General features: G+C 65.7%; 17 protein-coding genes and 1 pseudogene. 7 read left to right on the top strand and 11 right to left on the bottom strand.

All coding sequences use genetic code 11. The features are described 5' to 3' along the window. The first annotated feature begins 3 nt into the window (after positions 1–3). Entirely contained in the window at positions 4–1,335 is a 1,332-nt protein-coding gene (locus tag ACIRRA_RS24800) for an alpha/beta hydrolase (protein ID WP_402772360.1), read from the top strand. 51 nt (positions 1,336–1,386) lie between these two features. Here the strand turns inward: ACIRRA_RS24800 and ACIRRA_RS24795 are convergent, their stop codons facing one another. Together ACIRRA_RS24795 and ACIRRA_RS24790 are read right to left on the bottom strand one after the other, a co-directional pair. Then, complete coding sequence (locus tag ACIRRA_RS24795) at positions 1,387–1,674, bottom strand: hypothetical protein (protein WP_402772357.1); 288 nt, start codon at positions 1,672–1,674, stop codon at positions 1,387–1,389. Positions 1,675–1,702: 28 nt separating this feature from the next. After that, positions 1,703–2,056, bottom strand: coding sequence for a hypothetical protein (locus ACIRRA_RS24790; protein ID WP_402772354.1), 354 nt, complete (start codon positions 2,054–2,056; stop codon positions 1,703–1,705). Between the two features lie 491 nt (positions 2,057–2,547). Here ACIRRA_RS24790 and ACIRRA_RS24785 point away from each other — a divergent pair. After that, positions 2,548–2,718, top strand: a pseudogene (locus ACIRRA_RS24785) (alpha/beta fold hydrolase); the annotation flags it as partial. Between the two features lie 265 nt (positions 2,719–2,983). Here ACIRRA_RS24785 and ACIRRA_RS24780 read toward each other — a convergent pair. Continuing rightward, positions 2,984–3,130, bottom strand: coding sequence for a hypothetical protein (locus ACIRRA_RS24780; RefSeq protein WP_402772351.1), 147 nt, complete (start codon positions 3,128–3,130; stop codon positions 2,984–2,986). Positions 3,131–3,599: 469 nt separating this feature from the next. On the opposite strand from ACIRRA_RS24780, the gene ACIRRA_RS24775 reads away from it, so the two are divergent. Next, complete coding sequence (locus ACIRRA_RS24775) at positions 3,600–4,319, top strand: VIT family protein (protein ID WP_402772477.1); 720 nt, start codon at positions 3,600–3,602, stop codon at positions 4,317–4,319. A 438-nt stretch (positions 4,320–4,757) separates the two neighbouring features. Continuing rightward, on the top strand, positions 4,758–4,979 hold the full coding sequence (locus ACIRRA_RS24770; protein WP_402772348.1) for a DUF397 domain-containing protein: 222 nt from the start codon (positions 4,758–4,760) through the stop codon (positions 4,977–4,979). An 84-nt stretch (positions 4,980–5,063) separates the two neighbouring features. On the opposite strand, the gene ACIRRA_RS24765 is transcribed toward ACIRRA_RS24770, so the two are convergent. Then, complete coding sequence (locus ACIRRA_RS24765) at positions 5,064–5,984, bottom strand: helix-turn-helix domain-containing protein (protein WP_402772345.1); 921 nt, start codon at positions 5,982–5,984, stop codon at positions 5,064–5,066. A gap of 478 nt (positions 5,985–6,462) precedes the next feature. Between ACIRRA_RS24765 and ACIRRA_RS24760 the strand changes: the two genes are divergently transcribed. After that, entirely contained in the window at positions 6,463–7,461 is a 999-nt protein-coding gene (locus ACIRRA_RS24760; protein WP_402772342.1) for an MBL fold metallo-hydrolase, read from the top strand. On the opposite strand, the gene ACIRRA_RS24755 is transcribed toward ACIRRA_RS24760, so the two are convergent. From ACIRRA_RS24755 to ACIRRA_RS24735, 5 genes are all read right to left on the bottom strand, one after another. Next, entirely contained in the window at positions 7,453–7,605 is a 153-nt protein-coding gene (locus ACIRRA_RS24755; RefSeq protein WP_402772339.1) for a response regulator transcription factor, read from the bottom strand. The two genes, ACIRRA_RS24760 and ACIRRA_RS24755, sit on opposite strands and share 9 nt — an antisense overlap. 241 nt (positions 7,606–7,846) lie before the next feature. Further along, positions 7,847–8,044 carry a hypothetical protein gene (locus ACIRRA_RS24750; protein ID WP_402772336.1) on the bottom strand — a complete coding sequence of 66 codons (198 nt, stop codon included), beginning with the start codon at positions 8,042–8,044 and terminating at the stop codon, positions 7,847–7,849. A 133-nt stretch (positions 8,045–8,177) separates the two neighbouring features. After that, the gene (locus tag ACIRRA_RS24745) at positions 8,178–9,062 is read right to left on the bottom strand and encodes an NAD(P)-dependent oxidoreductase (RefSeq protein ID WP_402772333.1); all 885 of its coding nucleotides are present in this window, start codon (positions 9,060–9,062) and stop codon (positions 8,178–8,180) included. Positions 9,063–9,398: 336 nt separating this feature from the next. Then, positions 9,399–10,274 (bottom strand): sensor histidine kinase, encoded by an 876-nt coding sequence (locus ACIRRA_RS24740; protein WP_402772330.1) that lies wholly within the window; start codon positions 10,272–10,274, stop codon positions 9,399–9,401. Between the two features lie 166 nt (positions 10,275–10,440). Then, positions 10,441–10,923 carry a hypothetical protein gene (locus tag ACIRRA_RS24735; protein ID WP_402772327.1) on the bottom strand — a complete coding sequence of 161 codons (483 nt, stop codon included), beginning with the start codon at positions 10,921–10,923 and terminating at the stop codon, positions 10,441–10,443. 297 nt (positions 10,924–11,220) lie between these two features. On the opposite strand from ACIRRA_RS24735, the gene ACIRRA_RS24730 reads away from it, so the two are divergent. Continuing rightward, entirely contained in the window at positions 11,221–14,031 is a 2,811-nt protein-coding gene (locus tag ACIRRA_RS24730; RefSeq protein ID WP_402772324.1) for an aminotransferase class I/II-fold pyridoxal phosphate-dependent enzyme, read from the top strand. Positions 14,032–14,101: 70 nt separating this feature from the next. On the opposite strand, the gene bfr is transcribed toward ACIRRA_RS24730, so the two are convergent. Both bfr and ACIRRA_RS24720 read right to left on the bottom strand, forming a co-directional pair. Continuing rightward, complete coding sequence (gene bfr, locus ACIRRA_RS24725) at positions 14,102–14,581, bottom strand: bacterioferritin (protein ID WP_402772321.1); 480 nt, start codon at positions 14,579–14,581, stop codon at positions 14,102–14,104. 57 nt (positions 14,582–14,638) lie between these two features. Further along, entirely contained in the window at positions 14,639–14,830 is a 192-nt protein-coding gene (locus ACIRRA_RS24720) for a bacterioferritin-associated ferredoxin (protein WP_402772318.1), read from the bottom strand. A 146-nt stretch (positions 14,831–14,976) separates the two neighbouring features. Between ACIRRA_RS24720 and ACIRRA_RS24715 the strand changes: the two genes are divergently transcribed. Further along, positions 14,977–15,732: a Mut7-C RNAse domain-containing protein gene (locus ACIRRA_RS24715; protein WP_402772315.1), complete on the top strand. Its 756-nt coding sequence runs from the start codon at positions 14,977–14,979 to the stop codon at positions 15,730–15,732. Positions 15,733–16,143: the final 411 nt, after the last annotated feature.

Raw genomic sequence — 16,143 nt, 5'->3', positions numbered from 1 at the left:
ATAGTGACGTTCGTTCGACGAGGCTTGCGAGTGGTACGGACCACCGCCATCTACGTCACGGCCGTACTGGCATTGGTCGTGGTGTTCCTGGCTGTCGTGGTGCTGACCGGAGGGGCTGGGCGTGGATGGGCGGCATGGACCGTCACTGCCACGGTCGGCACGGCCACTGCCGGACTGCTGGCAGCCCGTCACCGTCGGCGCTCCGCCGTGCACGTGCTGATTCAGACGAGTCTGGCCTGCGCGCTCACCGCCAGCGCCTGCGTACCAACCGTTCCGACGAGTTGGCAATATCCTCCGGAACTGACCGGAGTTTCGAGCGAGCGTTGGACGTTGGCGACGGGCAGCCGTGTCGCTGTGTATCACTACGCACCGCCGGCGGGCGTCGCACATCACGGTATACCGCTGCTGTATCTCAACGGCGGTCCCGTCCGCAGCATCGCCCTGATCGATCACACGTTTCTGCAGCGGCTGGCGGGCGATGGCTTCGATGTCTACGCCTACGAGCAGGCCGGCGGCGGACGAAGCGATCCGCTGCCCATGCGCGACTACACCATCGACCGCTCGGTGCACGACCTCACGGCAGTGCTGGAGCACATCCCCGGCCGACGCGCCGACGTGATCGGGTTCTCCTCCGGGGCGGTGATCCTCACGCGAGCCCTGGCCGACGCCGCGAGCACGGTCTTCATCCATAGGGCAGTGATCGTGGAGCCGGGACCGATGGACGGACCCACAGCGCACGTGGCCGGCTGGACCGGAAGCGCTACGGCCGCCGGGATTGCTCCCCCACCCGGCGGTGCACGCTCGGTCTCGATGCCGCGCTATGCGGTTGCCTTCGGGCTGCAGCGGCTGGGGCTACTGTCTCCGCAGGATCAGATGGTCGGCCAGGCCGAAGCGGTCAACGCCTTCCGGGCCGCCGATCTCGGCAGCGACACCGCGAACAGCTACTGCGCGAAGGACGCCCAGCGCATCCCGGTCGAGGACAGCGCCGTGAACTTCTCGTTCAACCCGGCCGCCAGCCTCCGCATTCAGGACACGATCAGCCACTCGCCCTCGATCACTCCGCAACTGCGCGTATCCGAGGTACCGGCGATGCTGGTGATGGCCCAATGCTCGCACCAATTGCGGCAATGGGCGACGGCCATCCTGGCGTCCGATCCCGCGATTGCCCGGACCCAATACATCACCGGCGTCGGCCATCACATCTGGAACGGCCTCGACGACAACAACGACCGCGCAGCATCGGTGATCACCGCGTTCCTCGACGACGAGCCGGCACCGCTTCCCGACTACCCCACGGCCGCAGACATTCCGACCTTCCTCGGCGAACACCGGTAGGGCCGGTCCGGCGGCAGGGAACACCGCGGGCGGCTGGTGTGGAGACGAGTCTCAGGCCGGATAGGCGTCCTGGGGCTCGTGCACCGCGGGCCCGATCGCGACGTGTGCGAGCAACCCCGGTAGGTCGATGCCCAGATGCCGGGTGACCTCACACAGCGCGTTGTCCAGTGCCGCCCGGGTGGACCCCGGCTGCGGGTGCAGCAGCACGACGGTGCCCGCGTGGCGGATTTCGACGTGGCAGACCTTGTCACCGCGTGCGCACCCGGCGACCGGCCGCGGTGCACCGATGACGACATGGGCCTCACCGCCGCAGCGGCTGACCCTGCCGCTGATGAACATCTGCACTCCAGCACTTCCCCTCGACCGATTACAGGACCGCTCGATAGTTCGACGCCGCTGTGCCAGCGGATTGCTCGCACCGACGTAGCATTCCGGCCACACCGGCGATGGCGGCCATCACCAGCAGCGCATCTACTGCCCGACTCGTTGCTGTGCGATGACCTCGAAGCGCTGGTCGCGGCATCGCGGCGCACTGACAGCGCGGATCGTCGGCCGGGAGCAGGTTGTCGATGGTGGCGCGCCGGCGCCGGCGGATCCGATCGGGGACGGTGGTGTAATCGGCAGTGCGACTGTAGATGTCCGCGTCGAGGAGCTGGCGGCGGATCCCGATGCCGGCCCGGATGAGATCGGCGGCACCGCCCAGACCGGTCAACACCGGCACGCGACGGTCCAATGCTGCTCAGGCCGGGTGGATCAGAAGAGTCTGCGGGCCGATCCACCCGGCCGCCGAGCACGATGCACCGCTCGAGTTGGCGAAACGGGGCACCGGTTCCGGAGTCGTCCACTATGACCCCGGCCGGATGATCCGACGTGAGAATGCGGCGGGATAACCGCTGGATCCCCGCTACGCTCCACGATCAGCTCACCCACACCGCACAGTAATGAGATACCGTGCCGGAGCAGCCCGAATATCGCGCTGCTGGCACGAATCGAGAGTGCCCAGGCACGGAAGGTCGCAGATATCTCCGAATTAACTGCGAGATTCAGACCGGCCAGATCACCCTGCACCCGATCACTGACCGATCGTTTTCCGAACGATCTTCGGCCCTGGCCGAGGAGATGTGACTCGCCGCGGTGAATGGCGCTGTTCTCGCTGGGCCAGGTGGCGTCGATGGCGAGGACCGGAATCAGATTGCGTTGGTGAACATTCCGTTGACCGGTCCGTTCGAGGGGGCGGACAGAGCATCGCTACAAGATTTGGGCAGCGGACAACCGGTCGTGTTCGGTCACGGCTGGCCGCTCAACGCCGACGTCTGGGACGAACAACCGAAACTGGTCGCCGAGCACGGCTTCCGCGCAATCGCCCATGACCGCCGCGGACACGTGTCCTGGGTTACGTCCAGATCTGATGCTGAAGACCGCACTGTAGTGTGCGTTCGTCAACCAAGCTGATGCGATCAGCGAGGGCGATTACCCCCGAACGGGCCCCGTATCGATGTAGATCGGTACGGGGCTCGATTGGTCAGGTTCATGCGCGGTGCCATCCGGGGGCCGCATTGCGCTCGAAATATGAAGTGTCACTTCGACATAGTGCGACACGGGCCTGAGCGAAGTCGCAGACGGTTCGGCTGGTGTTTGCGCAATCCGTTCATGATGACCGCACGTGCCGGTTCGGGGACAGCATGCTGAGGTAGTGGTAGACGGCCACGACATCCTTTGGGGTGGTGCGGGTTTCGCCCCACTGGGAGGGGTCGCTCGGTGGCTGGGTGCCGGTGAGCCCGATCAGGTCGGTCATATGGCTCACAATGGCGGTGCCGCCCGTTGTCGAGCGGATCTAGAAAGCAATAACGCCGCTCTGGCGGAACTGAGCCGGGCGGCCGTGCCTATGGATTGGCACCACGATCTATCTGATGATCCTGGTGGCGATAGCGACGTGGATGATGTTCGCGATCAAATCACAAAGACACTGGGATCGGCCGGTTTCCACGCGTTGCCACCGACGGGGAGATCTCTACGCATCGATCGTCACGCCTGCCGGGATTGTGGTTGTCGACACACCGGGCGACGCTGCGCGCCTATAGGCGGATCCGATAATTCGATAAGGCATGACGATCGTTCGAGTTCGACCGGGCCGACAGACGTTCGGAAGCGGGAGTGAGTTAGGCATGTAAACCCTTCCTGTGCAATGGTTTACCTTATTTTGGCTAGCCTTACGTTGCTGGTCAGGCATCGGAAAACCTATTAGCGTCGACCTCGTGCTATTGATGAACGACGGAAATTCGGCGGTCTTGCCGCACTCCGAGACCCACGGTAACGGGCTTGCCGCACGGCTGAATTGGCTGCGCGCCGGTGTGCTGGGCGCGAACGACGGAATCGTTTCCGTGGCGGGCATCGTCATCGGTGTGGCGGCCGCCACGGCAGATCGCGGCACGATCGTGACGGCGGGCATCGCGGGCCTGGCCGCGGGCGCGGTATCGATGGCCCTCGGTGAGTATGTATCGGTGAGTACGCAGCGCGACAGCGAGCGCGCGCTTCTCGAGATCGAGCGCCGGGAGTTGGCCGAGCAGCCCGAGGAGGAGCTGGCCGAGCTGGCCGCCATCTACGAGCACAAGGGCCTGTCCCCGGCGACGGCCCGGAAGGTGGCACAGGAACTCACCGAACAAGACGCGTTCCTCGCGCATGCCGAGGCCGAACTCGGGATCGATCCGCACGAACTGACCAACCCTCTGCATGCGGCGGTGTCGTCGGCGATTTCGTTCACCCTCGGTGCCCTGCTGCCACTACTGGCGATCCTCGCCCCGGCCGCCATCCGCGTTCCGGTCACCGCGGGCGCAGTGCTGGTAGCGCTGGCGTTGACGGGCGCGGCCGGAGCCTGGCTCGGGCAAGCGCCGGTGCGGCGCGCGACGATCCGGGTGCTCATCGGCGGCGCCGCGGCCATGGTCGTGACGTATGCGGTCGGCCATTTGATCGGCATGGCGCTATAGCGGTGGCATGCCGGACGCTACTGTCCAGAAGCACTTCAGCGTGAGCGGGAAGCCGGTCGGGCTCGGACTACTCGGATAGTCCTTGGCCGGTACCATTTTCGCGACCGACAGCAACCCGAATCTCCCGCCGTACACCGACCTCGGTACCGGCTACCGTCCAGATCGGCGGCACCGCGAGGACGGAGGGCGGCCACGGCCAGATGGTAGCCACGTAGTGGCCCGCCTGTAGCAGTACATCTCGTTCCTGCGATCCGTGCGTCACGGTGGTTTGTCGGTGGGTCGCCGTAGTGTTGCGTTCATGAGCATTTCGATGTGTCGGCGCGCAAGCCCGGGCGAATTCAGTTGCGCGGCCGGGGGTTCGGATAGCACTGTGTCTGTCGTAAGCGATTCACGAGAAGGGTCATGGGGAGTGACCCTCCGGGGGAAGGAATGAATGCCATGAACCGCAATATGATTCGCGGGGAACATCGCGGCCCGAGGTTCGCCAAGAGCAGTTTCAGTTACGGTGGCGGCGATTGCGTCGAGGTCGCGTACCACGAAGGCCGGATCGCATTGCGTGATTCCAAGGATCGGCACAGCCCGACACTGTGGTTCACGAAATCTGAATGGCGAGCGTTCATGTCAGGTGTGCGGGCCGGCGAATTCGATTTCGGCGAGTGACGGGTAGGTGGTGTCGCAGCGAATTCACTGCGACACCACCACCCCCACGTGCGGCCGACCCCTCGTGCGGCCGCTGGAAAATGGTCAATTGGTTGCGATGCGGTGGATTTCGTCCCGGAGCTCGGCGAGGAATACGCGGGCATCGGTGTCGAACACGGCCATTCGAGTCAAAGCCACCCAGCGGCGGCGATGGGCGTCGACAAGTTCGGGGCCGCGAGTGACCATGCTTCCCGGGATCGGTTCCGCGGAGGCGAGCGCGTGGTCCTCGTTCTCGTAGATGACGAAACCGTGCGGGATCGTGGTGCTCGCCTCGATATCCTGCGGAATCACCCCGATGATGACCGTATCGAGTGTCTCGATCGAGATGATCCGGTCCAGTTGGGCGAGGAGCATGCGATGCGGGCCGGGCCGAAAGCGCAGGGCCGCTTCGGTAATCAGGAATTCGAAGCGCTTCGCTGGGTCGTACAACACACGCTGGCGATCCAGGCGCGCGGCGAGCGCGGCCGCCAGAGCGTCGGGCGTATAGGGCGGATCGAAAGTGGCGAACACCCGGCGGGCGTAGTCGGTGGTCTGGAGCAGACCCGGCACCAGTGCGGGCTGGAAGTTCCGCACCACTTGCGCGTCCTCCTCGAATGCCCGTACGTCGTCCTGCAAATGCGTGCGGTCCGCGAGCGAGGCGGCCCAGTCGCGCACCTCGGGTGAGTGCGCCGCTTCAGTGAGAGCGCGTAACAAATGCTGAGAATCAGGTTCTGCCCCAACCGCTTTGGCCCAGTCGAGCACCTGCGGTAGCGGGGGAACCACGTGGCCTGCTTCGATCCGAGACAACGTCGACTGGCTGATTCCGACTCGTTTGGCCAGCTCCCGCCCGGAGATTCCGGCCATGTCCCGCATCCGGCGCAGCTCCGCACCCAACTGCTGACGCGGGCCCGACTGGCGCGCAACAGAATTCGCGGCGGCTACCGCCGCCGCAGTCGCGCCCTCTGCCGGTTGATTCACTGGCAACATGATGATTCAGATCGAATCATCTCGATTCATCCGAGTCAAGACTCGGCCGGTCACAACGTGAATCAGGCGGTCACCGTCCAGCGCGCGGACAGCTGACCGGCCCATGCGCCATTGCCGGACCCGACCTGACGAGACGTCTATCCAGCCACCGTTGGACCTGTACGGTCACCTCTCTCGGATGATCTGGGCACGATGGCGGCGGCGATGAATGTCGGTGCTCACCCGTTTCCTGGGTCGCGACCACCGTTGCCGCACCAACGATCTCGCCCCGATCGATCATTGCCGCTGCCTCGTCGATCGGGACCCGGCGCACAGGTCGGTCCTCCAACCCTGCTCGAGGGTCTCTGGTCGGTGGGCCGATTGCGTTGGGCTGGAAGACCCTTTTGTGCTCGACCGACCCCAGTCGTTCGACGGATTCCGTCGGCGCGGACGGTTCTTAGCGTTGGGCGGGTCACCGTTCTCGAGGAAAGGCAATGAGATGAACGCCCAAGCTGTACCGGACCGGGAGCTCACCGAGCGGCCGGAGGGATATCAGGGACCGAACCTGTCACCGGTGGGGCTCGAGCATCGGGCACAGTGGTTCGCGGATGGGGTTGTCGCGCTGATGGCGACGCTGCCGCCGAAGGACAACAACGGGGTCATCGTGGGCAGCGCTGCGGCGCTCGTGGTGGATGCGGGTATCACGCCGGCCATTTCGGCGCGGATTCAGGCGCAGGTGGCCACATTGACCGATCGGCCGGTGCGGTACCTGGTGAATACGACCTATCACGGTGATCACACTTTCGGCAATGCCGCGTTCCCGGATGAGGTGGTGGTGATCTCGTCGCGTCTCAACAAGGAGAACATGTCCGATCTGGACAATGAGAAGCGGCACCGGACCGGGAACATGTACGGCGCGGAGGCGGAGTTCGATGCGGTGACCCGGTGGCGTACACCGGATGTGGTGTTCGACGATTTCGCCGAGATCGATCTGGGCGGGCGCGTCGTGCAACTGTGGCAGTTCGGTCCGGGTAACGGTCCGGGTGACACCGTCGTGTATGTCCCGGATACCCGCACCGCGTGGACCGGCAACTACGTCTGCCACGCGGGAGTCGCGCCGATGCTGCTGCAGGGCGGGCCGGAGCCCTATCTCGCCTCCTTGCGGAAGATGCGGGAAGCATTGCCGGACATGGCGATCGTGGTGCCGGGGCACGGGCCGATGGGCGATGCTCGCGAGGCGGTCGACTGGTTGATCGGATATCTGGAGCAGTTGCGGGACGAGGTGGCCGTGGCGGTTGCCGCGGGAGCGACCCTGGAACAGGTTCAGTCGCGGGTCACCGATCCGTGGGCGGAGACTCTGGCACCGAGTCTGATTGCCGCGCTTCGTGATTACGCGGTTCCGGTGGAGTTCGCTACTCAGGGCCTGCTGATGCTGTGCCGGAATCTGCACCGGCTCAATGTGCTGGCGACCTACCGGAGCCAGTCCCGCTCAGCGTGATTCGTGGAGGAGTGCGGCCAGTTCGGCCCGCGTCGCAACACCGAGTTTCGGATATGCCTTGTACAGGTGGTAGCCGACGGTGCGGGGGCTGAGGAAGAGCTGGCCGCCGATATCGCGATTGGACAGTCCTCGGCGGCCAGCCACACGTCCCGGCCTTCCGGGCGAGCACACCCGCGCGAGCGCAGGGAATCGCCCTGCGACCGCGTCACATCGATGCGGACTGGCCCCCAGCCGGGTGTCAGGGGCTCGAGTCCCTTGGCTCCACCGAAAGGGTCGTTGCGCGAACCGATTCCGACGGGGCCGATGCTGCGGTTTCGCGGCACCGGCCCCGTTGTCGTTATCGGGTCGGGATGGAGATCCCTTGGCCTCCGGGATGACTCCGGTTTCAGACGTGGTCGACCAGGCCTATGGCACCCTCGGACACGGCGCAGTGCACGCAGCAGAAGAACCGGCCCTCTGACTCCACACCGTGACCGATGATCTTGCAGTTGCAGTGCTCGCAGATGGGTGCCATCCGGTGGATCGCACATTCGAAGCAGTCGAAGACGTGCCGCACTCCCTGAGCTTCGACGACGATCGGCATAGCGTAATCATTACCGCAAACCTCGCATGCGCTCATGGATCGCACGCTACTCCGTGTGACCGGCTCGGTGTCTCCAGTTCCGTTTTTTAGGCCCGTGACCAGCCGAGTCATGGTGCCGAGGTTGCCGCCTCGGCTACGCCGGCAGCCCGGCGCGGCGGCGGGCCACGGCGGCGACGGCGGCCCAGTCCTTGTCGCCGTCGCCGTGGGCGAGGGCGTCGAGGAAGGCGTCGCGCAGCACGCTGCCGAAGGGCAGCGGGACATTCGCCGCGGCGCCGGCGGTAAGGGCGAGGTTGACGTCCTTGAGGCCGAGCGGCAGCCGGAAGCCGGCCGGTTCGTAGCGGCGGTCGGCGACCATTTCGCCGTAGCCGGAGTAGATCGGACCGGGAAACAGTGTGCCGCTGAGCATTTCGACCAGGTCTGTGGGCCGGACACCGTGGGACTCCGCCAGACTGCATGCCTCGGCCATGGACTCGATGGCGCAGGCGATCAGGAAGTTGGCGCTGATCTTCGCGGCGTTGGCGTGGCTGGGGCGGGTGCCGAACTGCCAGGTGTGCCGGCCCATCGCGGACAGTAGCGGTGCTGCCTGCGCCAGCGCCGTCTCACCGCCGGCGGCGAGGATGTTCAGTTCGCCGGCGGCGGCTACCTGGGGTCGGCCGAGGACGGGCGCGCCGACATACCCGATGCCGTGCTCGGCGTGCAGGGCTTCGGCCCGGTCGGCGAGCGCGATCGAGACCGTCGCCATATTGAGGTGCACGGACGCCTTCGCACCGGCCAGCAGCGCCGGGTCGAGCAGCAGCTGTTCGACGACGTCGTCGTTGGCCAGCATCGAGACGACCGCCTCGGCGGCGAACACGTCAGCGAGGCTCCCGGCCGCGTCGGCGCCCTGCGCGACCAGCGCGGCGACCGGATCGGGAGAGCGGTTCCAGACCAGGAGCCGATGGCCGGCCCGAAGCAGGCTGGCGGCCATGCCCTGTCCCATCGCGCCGAGCCCGATGAAACCAACTGTCATTGCGGTCATCGCACATTCCTCGCTGTCGTCGTCGGCTGAACGGCGGGCGTCTCCGGGTCGAAGGCCCGTGGGCTGGGCCGGACGGACCGAGCCCGATTCATCGTCCATCTTCGTCCGGCATCGCCGCGTTCCATTCCACGGCGCGGTTTTCGCTGCATCAGCCAGAAAATCTCGGTCGGCTCTCTTCCCGGCACCAACCCGCATTCGCCTGCTAATTCGCAGTGGACCGGCGACATATCGAGGCGGCGCGCGCCGGCCCGGCCCGGCGGTCGGTCGAACGGAGCACGGTGGAGATGGCGAGCCTCGCCGGCCATCACGGTGCTTTCCGATCGGTCTGCCAGGGTGTCAGAGCTCGCGTGCCGGTGTGGGCAGCGCGAATTCGAAGATTGCGCCGCCGCCGTCCGCGCTGTGGACGTCGAGGGTGCCGCCGTGGGCGTGGGCGACCCACCGGGCGATGGGCAGACCGAGCCCGGTCGAACCCGCATTGCTGTGGAAGGCCTCGAAGATCGAGTCGCGGTCGGAGTCTACGAGTCCCGGTCCCCGGTCCGCCATTATCACGCGGCCGCCGGCGACCGTCACGTGTACGCGTGCGGGTTCATCCGGCAGATGGCCGTGCCGGACCGCGTTGTCGAGGAGATTCCGGATCGCCCGGCACAGCAGGGTGGGGGCGCCGTTCACGACGGTCGGTGCGGTCGTCGAGGTGAATATTGCTGCGTCGGAGTCGATTTCCTCGATCAGATCGAGGACGATCTGATCGAGGCGCAGTGGCTGGGTTTCCATCTCCTCGATACCCGCGGTGAGCCGGGCCCGGGAGAGCAGATCCTCGACGATGTCGCCCATGCGACGGGACAGACGCACGGTGCGGTCGAGCAGTTCGGTGCGCTGGTCGGGGTGATCACGGGCGGTTTCGGCCAGTGCGCACAGCGCGGCGATCGGCGCGCGCAGGTCGTGTGCGACTCCGGCGAGAATGTCCTCCTGTCTCTCGACCGCGCGAATTCGCGCCGGCAGCAGTTGTGCGGTGAGCAGGTAGGTCATGAGGCCGAACGACGCGATGAGCGCGGCCGTGAGACCGCAGGTGAGCGCGGTGATCTGGCGTTGCCGGGCGTGGTCGGGACCCAGATCCGCCCATGCGATGGCGGCTCCGCCGAAGTGGTCGTACCGCCAATCGTCGACCGGCGTCGCCACCGCGCGGACGGCGCCGCCGGGGTAGGGAATGGTCACCTGTACCGGCACCCGCGTGTGGACCGCGCGGGCTCGCTGTCGGCCGACAAGTTCGGCGCGGGTTCGGCCGCTTCGAGCGCGCCGGTCGGCTTCATCCTCTTCTCCGCCGAGATCGCCACCCGACTGGGCTGACCGAGCTTCTGGCGTTTCGCGGAGATCGAGGGTCTCAGGGAGTCGTGAAGGTACCGAGCCCCGAGGACACGTTGACGGCTACGCCGTCGGCGGTGGCGGCAGCGACGATCCGGCCTGCCCCGGTGAACACCGGCACCGGTACCGGGGCACAGTCGCAGGGCTGCTGCGCTGTTTCTCGAATTCCCATGTCGATCACACCCGATGCTCCGGTCGTCAGGTTCACCCATCGGATCCGGGCTGCCGAGTCGAGCATGCTGCCACCGTCGAACGGTGGTGGGGTGGCGACACCGAAGGTGGTGACTCCGGGTTGGTCGCCGACGGTCGCCGTCAGGTAGATCGTGAATTGCATTGGGACACCCCATGATTGGGATACTTCAATCAATGGGAACTGGAACGTGGTCGTCTCCGCGGCGCGAGCGACGGCGTGCTGCTCCAGCACCACCCCACCCGCCATTGCACCCGCGAGACCCAGCCTGCCGACCACGCCTGCAACCCGGCGAATCACATTGTTCGTCACTGGCCCTCCTCGCAGTCGATTCCGGCGTGCATCGAGTGATTCCTGTGTGCATCGAGGTCGGCGGTGCGCTGACGACTGCCCTGAACCAGCACCCTGCCAGTAAACAACCCGAGATGCGATATTCACGGCATCGCCTCGCGCGTCGCCGCAGGGCAACCCGGTCGCGGTGCAGAGCCACCGACGCCCGCTAGGAATTTGCTCGGCGGCGGGACACAATAAGTGCAGGATGACTGTTCCAGAGCGATCTGTCGTGTTCGACAGACCCACCTCGTCTGCGCTGATTGGGGCGGAACTGACATGCACCGAGACGGTGAGCGACCGAAGCGGCTCAGTGTTTCCGCGCTGGCGGCGGTAGCCAATCCGTCGTACTCGCGAATCGATACCTGGAATCTGCTCGACGACGCGTGCCGTCAGCTGGCCGATGTCGACCATGCCGGTCAGGACACCACACACGAAGCCGCCGTGGTGCGACGTCTCCTCGATCGTCTCGGCGCCTACGAGCGGTACTGGCTGTATCCGGGAGCAGAGAGACTGGCGGCATTTCACAGATATGTCGCCGACCTCGCCACGGCGCGGCTCGCCGAGGAGGTGTCGTTGGCCGTGCGCCTGCTCTCCGAGTACGGCGACCGCACAGCTCTGTTCGACACATCCGCGACATCCGCGCCATTGGCCGATCAGGAACTCGTGGCTCGGACCAAACAGCAGCAGTTCTATACCGTCGTGCTCGGCGACGATTCCCCGCCCGAGGCTCCCGAGAGCCTGGCGGAGAGCCTGCGGGCGCTTCGCGACCCGTCCGACGATGTGCAGTTCGAGCTGCTCGTCGTCGCGAGCATCGAGGATGCCATCACCGCTGTCGCGTTGAACGGCGAGATTCAGGCGGCGATCATCCGGCATGACCTGCCGCTGCGTTCACGCGACCGGGTGCCGTTGATGAACACGTTGCTCGGCGCCAACGAGGACGTGGTCGTGACCGACCGTACCCACGACTGGGTCGAATGTGGTGAGTGGATCAGGAAGCTGCGGCCTCATATCGACCTGTATCTGCTGACCGACGAGTCGATCGCCGCGGAGACCGAGGGCGAGCTGGACGTCTACGATCGCACGTTCTATCGGCTCAACGATGTCACCGACCTGTACAGCACAGTGCTCGCCGGCATCCGGAGCCGGTTCGCCACACCGTTTTTCGACGCTCTGCGGGCCTATGCGGCCGCACCGGTCGGCCAATTCCACGCCCTGCCCGTCGCGCGCGGCGCCAGCATCTTCAACTCCAAGTCGCTGCAGGACATGGGCGAGTTCTACGGCCGCAACATCTTCATGGCGGAGACGTCGTCCACCTCCGGCGGGCTGGACTCGCTGCTGGACCCGCACGGCACGATCAGGGCGGCCATGGACAAAGCCGCCGCGACGTGGTGCGCCGATCGGACGTACTTCGTCACCAATGGAACATCCACCGCGAACAAGATTGTCGTGCAGGCCCTGACCCGGCCGGGCGACATCGTTCTGATCGACCGCAACTGCCATAAGTCGCACCATTACGGCCTGGTGCTCGCCGGCGCGTACCCGATGTACCTGGACGCGTACCCGCTCGCGCCCTTCGCGATCTACGGAGCGGTGTCCCTGCACACCATCAAGAAGGCGTTGCTGGACCTCGAGGCTGCCGGGCTCCTGGACCGAGTGCGCATGCTGCTGCTCACCAACTGCACCTTCGATGGCATCGTCTACAACCCCCGGCGGGTGATGGAGGAGGTCCTGGCGATCAAGCCGGATATCTGCTTCCTGTGGGACGAGGCGTGGTACGCGTTCGCGACCGCCGTGCCGTGGGCACGGCAGCGGACCGCGATGGTCGCCGCCGAGCAGCTCGAATCGACATTGTCCTCGCCCGGGTACGCCGAGGAGTACCGCCGGTGGAGGGCGTCGATGGAAGGCGTGGACCGTGCCGAGTGGGTCGACCACCGGCTGCTTCCCGACCCCGGGCGCGCGCGGGTGCGCGTGTACGCGACGCATTCCACCCACAAGTCGCTGTCGGCGCTTCGGCAGGCGTCGATGATCCATGTCCGCGACCAGGACTTCGCAGCCCTCGTCCGCGAGGCGTTCACCGAGGCGTTTCTGACTCACACCTCGACGTCGCCGAACCAGCAACTCCTGGCGTCGTTGGACCTGGCGCGCCGGCAGGTCGACATCGAGGGCTTTCAGCTGGTCCGGAACGTCTACGACATGGCGCTGGTCTTCCGTCACCGGGTCCGCAAGGACCGGCTGATCGGTAAGTGGTTCCGCATCCTGGACGAGGCCGACCTGGTGCCCGAGGAGTTCCGGGCCTCCGAAGTCAGCTCGTACCGGCAGGTCAGGCAGGGTGGGTTGGCCGAGTGGAACGAGGCGTGGCGGTCCGATCAGTTCGTGCTCGACGCGACACGGGTCACCCTGTTCATCGGTAAGACCGGCATGAACGGATACGAGTTCCGCGGGAAGATACTGATGGACCGGTTCGGCATCCAGATCAACAAGACCTCGATCAACAGTGTGCTGTTGATCTTCACGATCGGCGTCACCTGGTCGAGCGTGCAGTACCTGCTCGACGTGCTGCGGCGGATCGCCACCGACTTCGAGCGCAGCGAGAGCGCGGCAGGCAAGGCCGATCGCGCCCTGCACCTGCGCCGCGTCGACGCGATCACCAAGGATCTGCCCGCGCTGCCCGACTTCAGCGAGTTCGACACCGCGTTTCGTCCCGACGGCGCAAGCTCGTTCGGCGACATGCGATCGGCCTTCTACGCCGGATACGAGGAGTCCGACCGCGAACACGTCCTGCTCGGCGAGGCCGGGCGCCGGCTCGCCCATGGAAAGACCCTGGTGTCCACGACTTTCGTCGTCCCATACCCGCCCGGCTTCCCGGTGCTGGTTCCGGGGCAGGTGATCTCACGGGAGATCCTCTATTTCCTGGCCGAGCTCGACGTCAAGGAAATCCACGGCTACAACCCCGACCTCGGGTTGTCGGTCTTCACCGAGGCCGCGCTCGCGCGGCTCACGGCCCGGCGCCTGGGTGCCGCCGCGGCCAACGGTGCGCCGACTGTCGCTCCGACGCGCGTGTCGGCCACCGTCGGAAAGGTCTCGTGAGCCGTCCGACGACGGAACGGGCCGGGCGGGGTGGTCGCGGCTCACCCGAGGTTGCGATCAGAGGTGCGGGTCAGTCTTGCGGGGTGTCGGTGTAGCGCTGGAGATAGAGCGGTTCGCCGAGCTTCTCGAGGAGGTCGAGTTCGGTCTGCAGGTAGTCGACATGCTGCTCTTCGTCCTCGAGGATCTGCTCGAAGAGGCGAGCCGAGGTCGCGTCGCCTCGCGAGCGCATCAGCTCGATGCCCTGGCGAAGCCGGTTGACGGCGTCGATTTCGATCTGTAGATCGGCCTGTAGCTGTTCGGCGACGGTCTGTCCGATACGCAGCAGGCCGAGTTTCTGATAGTTGGGAAGCCCGTCGAGAAACAGGATTCGATCGGTGAGGATTTCCGCGTGCCGCATCTCGTCGATCGACTCGTGACGGGTGTACTGGGCCAGCTTCGGAAAGCCCCAGTGCTCCTGCATCTTGGCATGCAGAAAGTACTGGTTGATCGCGGTGAGTTCGGCCGTCAGCTGGTCATTGAGCAGTGCAATGATGTCCTTGTCGCCCTTCATGAGCGTGATAGTGGCACAGATCACACGGGGTGGCGAGGTGTGAGCGTGCGTGTCGGCTCAGGCCGCCGACGACTCGACGCCGGACGAGGCCCGGGCCTGGCTGAAAACCTCCGCCAGTCGCGTCGCGCAGTTGCCGCAGCCCGGCCGCCAGCCGCACGCGCGCTTCACCTGTCGGATGGAGTGGGCGCCACTCGAAACGCAGTCGTGCACATCGTCTTCGGAGACGGCGTTGCAAATGCAGACATACACGGGCGGGCCTCGCTGGCGGGAGTGATTTTCCGAACCGACCTACCATCTAGAGGTAAGCCTCCCCTAATTTATAGCACCGTATGGGGGAATCGGGAAGCCGGCAAACTCGGTGTGGCCGCTGCGCGGGTGGCGCCGACAATGGTCCTATGACCGCCAGTGTCCAACTGCGCGTGTACGCCGAGCTGAACGACTTCCTGCATCAGGACGTCCGATACACGGCGCAGCCTCGGCCGATCCGTCCCCATCAGACCGTGAAGGACGTCGTCGAGGCTGCCGGTATCCCGCATACCGAGGTCGACCTGATCCTTGTGAACGGCGAATCCGTCGGCTTCGGCCACCACCCGCAGCCCGGCGATCGGCTCGTCGCCTACCCGATGTTCGAGACGCTGGATATCGGGCCGCTGACCCGGGTACGTCCCCATCCGCTGCGTGATCCGCGTTTCGTCGTCGACGTCAATCTCGGCGGGCTCGCGCCGCTGCTGCGACTGATGGGACTCGACGCTCGCTGTGAGTGGGACGCCGACGACGCGACTCTGGCCGCGACAGCCGCCGCGGAGAATCGCATCCTGCTCACCCGCGACCGCGGACTTCTGAAGCGCCGCAACGTAACTCACGGCGTATTCGTTCGCTCGGACCGGCCATTCGATCAGATAGTGGAGGTGATCCGCCGCCTCGACCTGGCCGATCGGCTGGCCCCCTTCACCCGTTGCCCGCGCTGCGGCGGCCTGCTCGCCGACGTGCCCAAGCAGGACATCATCGATCGGCTCCAACCCCTCACCCGCCGCTATTACGACACTTTCCGCCAGTGCCCGGATTGCGGCCGGATTTATTGGCAGGGTTCGCATCAGCCCCGCCTGAACTACCTCGTCGCCCGAATCCGCGCCGCGATCGGATCGGCGTAGAGAGCCGGGAAAAAAAACTTGCCATCGAATTGCCCGCATGTATTGACTCCGGGCAAAGGTGGAGGAGACTTGTGTATACACCGAAACACCGGAGAACGCCGCAATGGCGATGGAGACGTCCATCAAAGTGAGCGGTGGTACCCACAGGATTCGGCCAGGCCCCCGGCAAGTCGATTGGAAAATCGAGTGGTCAGCGACGACTGGGACTCGAGATTTCGATAGAGACTACCGGGGACTGATCTGTTCGGGGGCAAATGTACGACGGCGCGGCGACCATCGGGGTCGCCGCGCCGTCCTTTCTCCAGTGGCGTCGCGCTCACCCGCACGACCGGATGCGCCGCGTCGACCACAACCTCGTGATGGCTCGGCACGGGCATCGGATGATCGCTGTCGGTTCATCGCCGCACAGCC

Origin of the sequence: Nocardia sp. NPDC101769, assembly GCF_044766925.1 — a bacterium.
GTDB lineage: Bacteria > Actinomycetota > Actinomycetes > Mycobacteriales > Mycobacteriaceae > Nocardia.
Note: the sequence above shows the minus strand (reverse complement) of the source record. Positions and strands in the feature narration are given on the sequence as shown.